The organism is Sporosarcina sp. QA0331, from assembly GCF_055808055.1.
The window spans coordinates 2,609,499-2,621,226 of sequence record NZ_CM147850.1 but is presented as its reverse complement, the minus strand read 5'-3'; the positions used below and the strand labels follow the sequence as shown (position 1 = coordinate 2,621,226).

Genomic DNA, 11,728 nt, shown 5'->3' with positions numbered 1-11,728 from the left:
GTAAAATGGTGAATGGAAAGCGGAGGTAAATAATTTGGGAACAATTTCATTGACACATGTCGTTTTATCCATAATTATTTTCATGGTCATGTTTTTCGGAATAGGCTTCTTGCTAAATATGCTACTCCGTATGACGTGGTTAATGGCGATTGTCTATCCAATCGTCGTCATTTTGATTATCGACGAAGTGAAAGTATTTGATTACTTCACAAATCCGGGCCATTCTTTCAGTTTGCTCGGCGAAAAAATTATGTCTCTTCATGCAGCCGATATTATCATTCTTGCAAGCGGGCTTGTCGGCGCCATCATTTCAGGGTTTGTCATCAAGTTGTTAAGAAAGCAAGGGTATCAAATGTTTTGAGTTTTAATCTACGATTAAAGAAGAAGGTGTCCCCATTCGGGAGCACCTTCTTCTTTGTTTTATGACACGATAAATGAATAGGTGACGACTGAAATAAGAATGCCCGTCACTGAACCTGCAAATACTTCGCTTGGCTTATGGCCTAAAAGGGTTTTCAACTCCATGATCTTTTGCTGCCCGTCTTTCTGTTGCCAGCCTTTCACTTCTGTCACAAACGTTTGGAAATCCACTCTCATTTGATTAATGATGAGTGCCTGTTGGCCTGCTTGGTAGCGGATCCCTGTTGCATCGAACATGACGATGACTGCAAAAATGGCAGATACCGCGAACAGCGGGGAATTGAGTCCGACTTCGTAGGCAATGGCAGTTGTCAGCGCGGATACCGCGGCTGAATGTGAGCTCGGCATGCCGCCAGTGGATGTCATCAATTTCCAGTCCAATTTTCTTGTCAATAAAAAGTGGATCGGAATCTTAACGAATTGAGCGAAAAAAATCGCAAATAATGCCGCGAGGAGCGGAGTGTTTTGCAATAAGGACATAATTCCACTCCTTTTCTAATGAAAAATCTACAAATAGTATACCATATCAATTGTCGTTGACTATCGAAAGTCCGATTTTTTTGAATGATTCTTTTGGTTCGACAGTGTGTTGGTATATAATAGAGGATGTATGAAAAGTGGGAGGTAGTCAAATGAAAGCATCATTTATTGAACCTGAATTCGGTAATGTAAAATCGGAAGTCCTCGTTGTAGGCGTTCCGGAACATCCTGAGAATGTAGAAGGGTGGAAAACATTTGCCGACTCATTCAGTCCACGTCTGATGGATTGGGCCAAATCTGGGGATATTAAGACTGATTTCAAAAAAGTCATCAAAATGCCTGCATTGGAGGTGCGAGGATATGAGCGTGTCATCTTCATTGGTCTCGGGGCATCAAAAAAGCTGACGGAAGATCGTTTACGTCAAGCATTTGCAGCATTAGGCAAAGAATTGAAATCATCCAAGGCATCATCAGTGGCCATTTGGACAGCTCCGTTTACGAATGAAGAATTGACATGTGAAGATGTCGTCTTCGCTGCAGCAGAAGGAATCGGCATGGGCTCTTATCAATTTGAAGGGTATAAGACTGATTCGAACGAAAGAGATGTAGCATTAACAGATGTGACATTTTTAACAGCGGCAGATGAAGATGAATTGAAGGCGGCATTCGAAGTAGGCAGTACATATGCAAACGCGGTAAATGAGGCACGTACGCTAGTCAATACACCGCCAAATATTCTAACTGCAACGAAAATGGCGGATTATGCCAAGGAACTTGCGGAAAAACATGAATTTGAAATTGAAATTCTCGGCAAAAAAGAGATGGAAGAGCTTGGTATGGGTGCAATCTTGGCAGTTAATAAAGGATCCGTTGAAGAGCCCCGTCTCATCGTATTGAAATATGCTGGAACTGAACAGTGGGAAGATGTTGTTGGTCTTGTCGGCAAAGGAGTGACGTACGATACAGGTGGCTACTCATTGAAACCTCGTGAAGGAATGGTCGGCATGAAAGGCGATATGGGCGGAGCGGCAGCAGTGCTCGGAGCGATGAATATCATCGGAGAGCTGCGTCCTGCGAAAAACGTAATCGCTGTTATCGGAGCGACGGACAATATGGTTTCAGGCGAAGCGTTCAAGCCAGATGATGTCATTACGTCACTAAGCGGCAAAACGATTGAAGTGTTGAATACGGATGCAGAAGGAAGACTCGTTCTTGCCGATGCAGTCACGTACGCGAAGCAATCCGGAGCGAATTATTTGATCGATGTAGCGACGCTTACAGGCGGCGTCATTGTCGCACTAGGCAATGACAAGACTGGGGCGTTGACGAATGATGAAGCGTTTTTTGAAGAGTTCATGCAAGCCTCATTGGAAACAGGTGAATTTGTATGGAGATTGCCGCTTACAGAGAGCGACAAGAAACGTATCCGAAAAAGCGATGTTGCCGATTTGAACAATTCACCAGGCCGTGACGGTCATATGATCTTCGGTGGTGGATTTGTCGGTGAGTTCGCGGAAGACACTCCATGGATTCATCTGGACATCGCAGGCACTTCAGATGCGTCTGCTGCCCATGACCTCGGTCCGAAAGGTGCTACGGGTGTTATGGTCCGTACTCTTGCTACAGTTGTCGAGCGTATGGCTGATACTGATGAGACGGAATGAAAAGCTTATAGTTTTCTGTTGCCTATTGGACGCCGGGGCTGCCGTTATTGAATTGACCTATAGGCGTCCGTCCCTCCTCACTTAGCCCGTCACGAATAGGATAAGTGAGAAAGGGGGGTATAGATGGTACGTTTTGATAATAGGCACCGTGGTGGTTATGGAAGGGATTTCAGAAGGCATGACGGATTTGGATTTGGGGTAGCTGGTCCCTTTTTAGGAGGTTTAGTAGGCAGCTTCCTTGGTAACGCCTTGTTCCCACCTTATTATCCGTATAACTATCAGTTTGGGTATCCATACAGTTATTATCCTTATGGATATGGGTATCCTCCGTATTACAATTTTCCACCATACGGCTTTCCATATTAAAAAAACACACTCGGCATCCGATGCTGAGTGTGTCTTTTATTTGTTTAATCCTTTAAACGTTTCAAATTACTTTCTTTCATCTCTTTGACAGCATCTTTCAAGTCATCTCCGACGGTCAATTCAGTCGGTTTAATCCCTGACATATAAGCGGCGCGACCCATCAAATGGCCGCCGATCGGTGAAGTGATGAACAGGAATAGGATTCCAAGAAGCAGCGAGATACTGAAATGGCCTTCCTTCAGCCAGAAATGAAAGAACACGCCAAGCAAAATACTTAGTACGCCAAGTGTGGCGCTTTTAGATGCCGCATGCGCACGTGTATAGACGTCGGGCAAACGTAAAATACCAATCATCGTCACAATCGTGAAAATGAGGCCGACGACAATCGATGTAACAATTAAGATATTAGCGATTACGGTCATGTTCAATGATTTCTCCTTTCTCGATGAACTTGGAGAATGATACTGTACCGATGAATGACATGATTGCAATCAGCAAAATAACATTTATGAAAAATGGTGTGTCGAACAAAATGGAGATTAGGGCAATTGCCGAAATGAGCATAACACCTATCCCGTCAAGCGCAATGAGCCGATCAGGCACGGAAGGTCCGCGGAATACACGGATCATGACACCAATCATCGACAATACAACAAGAATTAGAGATACCCAAATGAATGTCATCATGCTCGGCTCACCTCCATTATCGCTTTTTCAAATGAATTTTTTATCGAATCGATCGCTTCATCCACATCATCTACATCGATTGCGTGGATGTATAATGTCCGTTGATCGTCAGATACATGAAGTACAATTGTTCCTGGCGTCAACGTAATCAAGCTCGATAAAAGTGTAATTTCCCAGTCATGCTCCAACTCGGTCGGCAATGCGAATATCATGGGCTGAAGCTTCAGTTTGGGACGTATAACAAGCATTAGTACAGAAATATTTGATAGTATCAATTCTTTTAAGAACAGAAGCGACAATTTAATAGCCGCCCAAAGACGCCAAATATAGAGCCTTGATTTGAAAAATCGTCTCGTTATGAAAATTAATATTAAGCCGATCAAATAACCGATGATGAAAGTTGTCGCAGTCAATGAGGAATTCATGAACATCCAGATGACGGCGATGAAAAAGTTCAACAATATTTGAAATGCCATCGACATCTACTCCTTTATCCCGCATTAACTGGCTGTGATCCTCTATTAGTGGGGCAACAGCCAGTAAATGCCCGATTAGTTCAACTAACAATCAGTAGAATACCACTTCTGATTGAAGCCTCACTTTAGCACCGCATCAATATAGATGGATGGTTGTAGTAATACGTCCGTGGCGTCTGTCACATAGGGGAGAAGCCATTCTGTGCCGACCCCATAAAAGACTGATAGAACGACTAGCACGATCGTTGGAAGCAACATTCGTGAATACGGTTTTCGATTCGTTTTGGGCAGTTCTACAGGCTCTCCCCAGAACGCATAGATGAAGATCCTAATGACAGATAGCAGCACGATAAGGCTAGATGCAAGCATAATAATACTTCCCAAAATATTGCCCGCCTCAAATGCTCCTTGGACAATGAGCAATTTCCCGATGAATCCGCTTAACGGTGGAATGCCTGCCAATCCGAAAGCGGCAATCAAGTAAAACCATCCAAGAGGGGCGTGGGTCTTCATCAATCCGCCCATTTTCCGTAAATTCGACGTCCCGGTCACATAAATGATAATGCCGATCAATAGGAACAAAGCTCCTTTGATAAGCATGTCATGCACTAAGTAAAAGATCGCGCCGGAAATACCCGCTTCATTCATTTGAGCTGCTCCGAAAAGAATGACGCCGACTGCAATGACGATGTTATAAATGATGATCTGCTTCAAATCGAAGTATGCTAGCGCACCGATGCAGCCGACAATGACGGTCAAAATGGATACAATCATCAAAATCTCGTGGGTGACTTCGATATTGTGAGTGAAAAACAACGTATACGTCCTCATAATCGCATACACACCGACTTTCGTCAGCAACGCACCGAACAGGGCGAGTACTGGGATAGGCGGTGCAGCGTACGATCCAGGAAGCCAGAAGTAGAGCGGGAAAATCGCCCCTTTGACCCCGAATACGATCAGCATGAGAACAGCGATCACCGTAATGATTCCAGGTTGGCCGACCTCTGCAATCTTCACCGAAATATCAGCCATGTTCAACGTACCGACGACGGAATAAAGAAAAGCGACAGTAATGACAAATAATGCTGAAGAAACGACATTAACAAGTATGTACTTGATCGATTCACGCAATTGCTTCTTTTCGCCGCCAAGGACAATCAGTAAATAAGAGGCGATCAGCAACACTTCGAAAAAGACGAACATGTTGAAAATATCGCCAGTCGTGAAAGCACCGTTCACGCCTGTCACCATGAAGAGGATGGCAGGGTAGTAGAAGTATCTTTCACGTTCTTCCCCGATTGCGGTGAAGCTGTAGACAACAACGAACAATGTTATTAAAAGAGTCGTCGTGACGAGCAGTGCGGAGAACATATCCGATACCATCGATATCCCGAACGGGGCAGGCCAACTACCGAGCGTGACAGCTAGAACCCCTTCCGACTTGACAGTCACTAGCAAGCAGAACGAAGCGATCAGGCTGATGATGACACCGACCAATGACAGCGCCCTTTGGATTCGGACATTCTCTTTAAAGAACAGCAACAGAATCGCAAAAAGGAAAGGGAGGATGATCGGTAATAAAGGTAAGTTAATCATGTTCGTCATTTCCTTTCATTTGATTCATGTCATCGGTTTTATGGACAGCGTAAGCACGGTAAGCCATCACGAGCATGAAGGCAGTGACACCGAAGCTGATGACAATCGCTGTTAAAATGAGCGCTTGCGGCAACGGGTCTGCAAAGTCCGTCACACCTTCCGAGATGACGGGGGGTGCCAGGCCTCCAAGCCCACCCATCGTAAGGATGAGCAAATGGGCGCCATGGCTCAATAATCCTGTCCCGATGATTACTTTCAAAAGACTTCTAGATAGGATCAAATAAACTGCTGCAGTGAACAAGACACCGATTAAAATAGCCATTACCAATTCCATTACGAATCCCCTCCAATTGACTGGATGATTGTAATAGCCGAGCCTACGACGACGAGGAATACACCAGCATCAAACACCATCGCCGTATGAAGGGAAGTCTTGCCGAATAATGGCAAGGTAAAGTAGTCGAAAGCATGCGTGAAAAACGGGACATTGAAAAAGATGGAACCAGCCGCAGTCCCGAGCGCCAATATTAACCCGATTGCAGTCATGATCGTAAAATTGAATGGCAAAGCTTTCTGCACAGTTTTCAAATCGAAGGCTAATAGGAGTAGAATAATCGCTCCTGTCGTCAGCAAACCACCGACGAAGCCTCCCCCAGGTGTATAATGCCCAGCAAAGAAAATATGGATTGAAAAAAGGAAAATGATGAAAAATACTACTTTTGTCGTCGTCTGTAAAATGACGTCATTTGTTTTCATCTGAACTCTCCTTTCTTGCCAAACGAAGTTTAATCATTCCTAGAACGCCGATTCCGGCAATCGCCAATACGGCTATTTCGAATAAAGTATCAAATCCACGGTAGTCCACAAGGATGACGTTAACGATATTCCCCCCGCCAGCTTCTGTTTCAACCGTTTCCTTGTAATAACGTGAAATGGATTCGACAAGCTTCTGTGAATGGGAAGACAAAGCAACCAACGTCACAGTTACGCCGACTCCAAGGGCGATAATGGCGTTCACCAATTTATTGCTCTTTTTCTCGCCATGATCGGATAGCTTCGGCAAATGTTGAAATGCCAATAAGAACAACGCAACCGACACAGTTTCAATAACCAATTGTGTAAGCGCCAAATCGGGCGCTTTGAAAATAACGAAGAATAGAGCGACCGAATAGCCTACAGCTCCAAGCGATATAATCGCCCCAAGCCTCGTTTTTGATAGCAATACGAAAGCAACTGCAAGCAAAAGGATGACAGCATTGATCAAACCGTACACGCTTATTTTTGAAAAACTGGACATATCCATGACAAATGCATCTTGTAGGAAGAGCATCGCTATCGTTGTTACCGATAAAAATGCAAATATGTACAAAAGATACGTACGGATGAGCCCTGTCATATAAATGCGAGATAGGCGGTTCATGCCTTTTTCGCTAAATGTCATTGTTCCGTCATACAGCGCATTCAAGGAGACAGAATCAGGCTGAATCCCATAAAACTTCTGCCATTTAGACAGCGACATGTAGAGAAGGCCACCAATAAGTATGATGCCGACCGTCATCCACAGTTCAACAGATGCAAAGCCGTGCCAAGCGGAAACATGGACCGCTACTTCTGACGGATGTGAATATTGATACGGTTGGATAGCCATGACGGCAGGCTTAACGAGCCATTTGCCGACAACATTCGGTATGAAGAAGATTGCAACGACGAGCGAAGCAAGAACTACCGGGGATATGAGCATTCCGACAGGTGCTTCATGTGGCTCGTGCGGCAACTTGCCAACCTTCTTTTGTCCGGCGAATGTTTTGAACACAAAGTAAAAGCTATAAATGAATGTGAATACACTCGCTATCCACGCTATAACTGGGAAGACGACTCCCCAAGTAGCAAAATTGAATAACTCAAAGTGACGGATTGCATTCATTGATTGTAAAAACATCTCTTTACTCAAGAAGCCATTGAATGGCGGTAAGCCAGCCATTGACATCGAACCGATAAATGCGACAGTGAAACTGATAGGCATGATGCTCATGAGACCGCCAAGCTTACGGATATCTCTTGTCCCCGTTTCATGGTCGACAATTCCTGCTATCATGAACAAGCTTCCTTTGAAAGTCGCATGGTTGATCAAATGGAAAATGGCAGCGAACATTGCAAAGGAGAACAATGCTTCATTCACATGGAACGTAATAGCTCCTGCGCCAAGCAATGACATGATTAAGCCAAGCTGACTGACGGTTGAAAAAGCTAAAATGGCCTTTAGATCTGTCTGCTTCACTGCGAATAGCGAACCCCAGAACAAAGTTAGTAAACCGATACCGGAAACAAGCCAAATCCACACTTCCGACGCTGCGAAAATCGGAGTGAACCGCGCAACAAGATATAATCCTGCCTTTACCATTGTCGCTGAGTGCAAATAGGCACTGACAGGTGTAGGCGCTTCCATGGCATCTGGCAACCATATGTAAAATGGAAACTGCGCAGATTTCGTGAATGCCCCAAGTAAAATGAGCACGAGGGCTAATGTGAAAAATTCATGTCCAACGTATGTGGACGATTCGGCAATAAGCTCCCGAATGGAGAATGTACCTCCCATTATACCTAGAAGGATGAACCCTCCAAGCATCATCAGCCCTCCGAAAACGGTTATCATCATTGATTTTAAAGCACCGAATCTAGAACCGTCACGAGTATACCAATAACCAATCAATAAAAATGATGAAATGGATGTTAGCTCCCAAAACAGATATAGCGAAATGACATTATCCGATTGGACAACCCCGAGCATTGCACTCATGAATAGAAGAAGATAGACATAAAAGTTACCTAGCTTCTCCTTGTTCTTATCAAGGTAAAAAATCGAATACAGTACAACTAGCGCTCCAATCCCTGTGATAAGCAGGGAGAATAAAATACTCAACCCATCCAGATAGGATACGAATGAGATACCGAGCGAAGGAATCCATTGTAGTTCAGATAATGCATGTCCACCGTCCATTGTCGTCTTGATGAATGTTGTATAATAAACGAATAAAACAACAGGAACAGCAAGGACGAACCATCCAGTATGTATACCTTTTATGTTTTGAAAAAGGAACGGTATGAATAGTGCCGCCACAATCGGCAGAAAAATCAGTAATACAAATTCCAAAGTAATCCTCCTTCCAATGAGTGAATCATTATTCTTTGCATTGTTTAAAAGTATAACGTAAATGACGATGGAATGCATAGGACACATTTGGATATTGTTGCGATTTTGGTTTACCTTCTTATATTATAGGGAAAGAGAATTTATTTGCTTCCGGGGTGTCAAATGAGAAATCCGTATCTTTTTGGCTATTTGCCTTTTCTGACAATTACACTTTTTAGTTTGACGTTCGGTGTCTATTTAGTGGGGGCATCGATTGTTTTTTTTGGTCAAATCGGTTTATATGCAGGCATGAGGGAGTTTTTGACGGATACACAGCTGCGTCTTTTTCTTCTAGTCATTTATTCGCTTGCTTTTTTTATGATTTTTTCGGCTTTGAAGCTGATAGCAGAGACGATTCATGAGACGGCGATGCTGTTTTTCTCGATTGATGCGATAGGGGAGTCGTATAGTGAGGCGAAGAGCGGCAACTTGATTTATTTTATTGGAGCGCTCGCTTCGGTAGGCGGTATACAGTCGGTGAAGATTCTTTTAGTGATTTTCTTGTTGACGACATTTGTCTATTTTGTTTTTATGATGTTTAAATTGAGTAAGTTCATGACGATTCCAAGTATGATAGGTTTGTTGTTTTTTGAAATATTCGTATGGGGCATCTTTTTATCGGGTGTTATTTATATTGTTTTGAAGCTTTATAATGGTGTTCTTGCGAGTCTTCCAGTTGTTTAGAAATGATGATTCCAGTTTTCCGAAGCTTACCGCTCGCTTTCCGCGGGCGTTGCCTCAGCCAATCGAACAGCGAAGGGTTCGAATTGTATGATTTCTGCGATTTTGGCAGAAATCATACATCCGGTGCTCCCAACGCTGTGCTTTTGGTCGCAAAAGCCGTTCTTCGCGACGGCTTCCGCAGGAGTCGAGCGGACGCTTCTCCAAACCAAATTTTATTGTACAGTTTACATAGTTCCAATCAAGATAAACCTTATTCTGGTACATACAGCAATTCGTTGAAAGCGCGCAGGTGTAGTTTTTGGTTGCTTAGGTGTTGGATGGATGATGGTTTGTCGTAGCCGATCCAGACTGCGGTTGTGTATTGGTCGTTCATGCCTGCGACCCATAAGTCTTTGTAATGGTCGGTTGTTCCTGTCTTTGCTCCGGTGTAAGTTGTTGTGTTGCGGATTCCTCTTCCTGTTCCATTTACTACGACGTCTTGCATTAAGTTGCGGATTGTCGAAACGGTTGAGGCGGACCATACTTTCACTGCTTCATCTTTCCATTCGTAGAGTGTATTTCCCTGACGGTCTTTCACAGCTTGGATTGCGTGTGGTTCGGAATACATGCCATCCACGAAGCTTGAATAGGCGGAAGCTAGTTCGAGCGGGGACAATCCTTTATGGAAACCACCTAGAGCAGCAGGATAGGTGAAGTCCTCGTCGGTAACGTTTTCGAATTGGAATGCACTCAAATGATTAAAAGCCTCGTTAATTCCTACCTTATGGAACAACCTCACAGCCGCTGTGTTATGACTATGACGGAACGCTTCCTTCACGGTCGTCATCCCATACGTATATCCGCCAATATTTGTCGGACAGTACGAACCGATGCAAATACTACTGCTGTCGATCGGCGTACTTTCCTTGTATGGGCCGCTTTCAAGGTAAGGGGCGTATACGAGCAAAGGCTTGATGGCGGAGCCGGGTTGTCTTACAGCTTGATAGGCTCTGTTGAAATCTCCTTTGCGAAAGTTTTTTCCTCCATAGACGCTTACAATTTCTTTTGTCGAATTATCAATGACAGCGGCTCCCGCTTGTAAATTCTTCGTTCTTAACAGAGAAGACAGGGAAGATTCATCATGTTTTTGCTTCTTTGAATCAAGGGCTGTCTCAATTTTTATTCCTCCAGCGATCACTTCAGCAGTTCGCTTTTTCAAAGCTTCGATATGCGTTTGTTTTTCACTAGGGGTCGATGCAGCCTTGATGGATGCTGTAAATCCTTCCGACTGACCAATTAAGTCTTCTAGTTCGGCTAGAACATAAGAGCTGTACATATTAAATTCATTCGCCTTTTCTTTTACGTCTAACGTTATTTTTTCTTGCTTCCACATATCCGCTTCCTGCTCCGTAATGACACCGTTTGTTGAAAGAACGGATAAGAGAAGCTCTTGCCGCTTTTTCGTATTGTCAAAATAACGGAGCGGGTCGTAACGGGAGGGATTATTCGGGATTGCAGCGATGAATGCCATTTCGGCAGGGGTTAATACATCGAGAGGGCGATTGAAATAAAAAGTGGCCGCCGCACCGACACCATATACTTGATTGCCGAAGAACATTTCATTCAAATACATTCCGAGGATGTCATCTTTTGTTGACTGCTTTTCCAGTTCTGCTGCATACAGCAGCTCTTTGAATTTCCGTTCGTATGTCTTTTCAGTCGTCAAAAATCGCATCCTTACGACTTGCTGGGTAATCGTGGAACCCCCTTGGCTCATATCATCGTTTCTCGCATTGACTGCGAAAGCTCGAGCAATTGCAGCAATGTCATATCCTTTATGATCAAAAAATCCTTGATCTTCACTTACTAGAAACAGCTGCTGAACAAAATCAGGAATGGAATCCAAAGGAAGCGGCTGCCTCCATTCCACATATTCCTCCGCAAAAATCCTTCCGTTCCGGTCTGTCATTGAAATCGGAATGCTGATGGAAGGTTCGGTAAGTTCAATTGTCTCTCCGATTGTATTTTTCAAAACTTGTGCTTTCGACCATTCTTTGGCAACGGCCTGCTGAATGACAAAAAGCAGGGGAATCATCATGATCGTGATGATGAAGCTACTAAACTTTTTCAAAATGGACCCCCTTCCTATGAAAAAATAATAGCACATTTCCGATTTGGAAATG

13 protein-coding genes are annotated in these 11,728 nt (G+C 43.9%); 4 read left to right on the top strand and 9 right to left on the bottom strand.

Annotated features, from left to right (window positions below; all coding sequences use genetic code 11):
• Positions 1 to 34: 34 nt before the first annotated feature.
• On the top strand, positions 35 to 361 hold the full coding sequence (locus AC0L13_RS13245; RefSeq protein ID WP_473640300.1) for a YuiB family protein: 327 nt from the start codon (positions 35 to 37) through the stop codon (positions 359 to 361).
• 59 nt (positions 362 to 420) lie between these two features.
• Here the strand turns inward: AC0L13_RS13245 and AC0L13_RS13240 are convergent, their stop codons facing one another.
• Positions 421 to 900 carry a divergent PAP2 family protein gene (locus AC0L13_RS13240; RefSeq protein WP_473640298.1) on the bottom strand — a complete coding sequence of 160 codons (480 nt, stop codon included), beginning with the start codon at positions 898 to 900 and terminating at the stop codon, positions 421 to 423.
• Positions 901 to 1,052: 152 nt separating this feature from the next.
• Here AC0L13_RS13240 and AC0L13_RS13235 point away from each other — a divergent pair, with 152 nt between their 5' ends.
• Positions 1,053 to 2,564, top strand: coding sequence for a leucyl aminopeptidase (locus AC0L13_RS13235; protein ID WP_473640296.1), 1,512 nt, complete (start codon positions 1,053 to 1,055; stop codon positions 2,562 to 2,564).
• 123 nt (positions 2,565 to 2,687) lie between these two features.
• Positions 2,688 to 2,930: a hypothetical protein gene (locus tag AC0L13_RS13230; protein WP_473640294.1), complete on the top strand. Its 243-nt coding sequence runs from the start codon at positions 2,688 to 2,690 to the stop codon at positions 2,928 to 2,930.
• Positions 2,931 to 2,974: 44 nt separating this feature from the next.
• Here the strand turns inward: AC0L13_RS13230 and mnhG are convergent, their stop codons facing one another.
• The 7 genes from mnhG to AC0L13_RS13195 all read right to left on the bottom strand — a co-directional run bounded on the left by mnhG (position 2,975) and on the right by AC0L13_RS13195 (position 8,843).
• Positions 2,975 to 3,352: a monovalent cation/H(+) antiporter subunit G gene (gene mnhG / locus AC0L13_RS13225; protein ID WP_473647006.1), complete on the bottom strand. Its 378-nt coding sequence runs from the start codon at positions 3,350 to 3,352 to the stop codon at positions 2,975 to 2,977.
• On the bottom strand, positions 3,336 to 3,617 hold the full coding sequence (locus tag AC0L13_RS13220; RefSeq protein ID WP_473640292.1) for a Na(+)/H(+) antiporter subunit F1: 282 nt from the start codon (positions 3,615 to 3,617) through the stop codon (positions 3,336 to 3,338). The genes mnhG and AC0L13_RS13220 overlap by 17 nt, the downstream gene beginning before the upstream one ends.
• Positions 3,614 to 4,093: a Na+/H+ antiporter subunit E gene (locus AC0L13_RS13215; protein WP_473640290.1), complete on the bottom strand. Its 480-nt coding sequence runs from the start codon at positions 4,091 to 4,093 to the stop codon at positions 3,614 to 3,616. The genes AC0L13_RS13220 and AC0L13_RS13215 overlap by 4 nt, the downstream gene beginning before the upstream one ends.
• A gap of 120 nt (positions 4,094 to 4,213) precedes the next feature.
• Positions 4,214 to 5,692 carry a Na+/H+ antiporter subunit D gene (locus AC0L13_RS13210; RefSeq protein WP_473640288.1) on the bottom strand — a complete coding sequence of 493 codons (1,479 nt, stop codon included), beginning with the start codon at positions 5,690 to 5,692 and terminating at the stop codon, positions 4,214 to 4,216.
• On the bottom strand, positions 5,685 to 6,026 hold the full coding sequence (locus tag AC0L13_RS13205; protein WP_473640286.1) for a Na(+)/H(+) antiporter subunit C: 342 nt from the start codon (positions 6,024 to 6,026) through the stop codon (positions 5,685 to 5,687). Before AC0L13_RS13205 ends, AC0L13_RS13210 begins: the two co-directional genes overlap by 8 nt.
• Positions 6,026 to 6,448 carry a Na(+)/H(+) antiporter subunit B gene (locus tag AC0L13_RS13200; protein WP_473640285.1) on the bottom strand — a complete coding sequence of 141 codons (423 nt, stop codon included), beginning with the start codon at positions 6,446 to 6,448 and terminating at the stop codon, positions 6,026 to 6,028. Before AC0L13_RS13200 ends, AC0L13_RS13205 begins: the two co-directional genes overlap by 1 nt.
• Complete coding sequence (locus AC0L13_RS13195) at positions 6,435 to 8,843, bottom strand: Na+/H+ antiporter subunit A (RefSeq protein WP_473640283.1); 2,409 nt, start codon at positions 8,841 to 8,843, stop codon at positions 6,435 to 6,437. Before AC0L13_RS13195 ends, AC0L13_RS13200 begins: the two co-directional genes overlap by 14 nt.
• A 162-nt stretch (positions 8,844 to 9,005) precedes the next feature.
• Between AC0L13_RS13195 and AC0L13_RS13190 the strand changes: the two genes are divergently transcribed.
• The gene (locus tag AC0L13_RS13190) at positions 9,006 to 9,566 is read left to right on the top strand and encodes a DUF5366 family protein (RefSeq protein WP_473640281.1); all 561 of its coding nucleotides are present in this window, start codon (positions 9,006 to 9,008) and stop codon (positions 9,564 to 9,566) included.
• A gap of 250 nt (positions 9,567 to 9,816) precedes the next feature.
• Here the strand turns inward: AC0L13_RS13190 and AC0L13_RS13185 are convergent, their stop codons facing one another.
• Positions 9,817 to 11,676: a transglycosylase domain-containing protein gene (locus AC0L13_RS13185; protein WP_473640279.1), complete on the bottom strand. Its 1,860-nt coding sequence runs from the start codon at positions 11,674 to 11,676 to the stop codon at positions 9,817 to 9,819.
• Positions 11,677 to 11,728 lie beyond the last annotated feature (52 nt).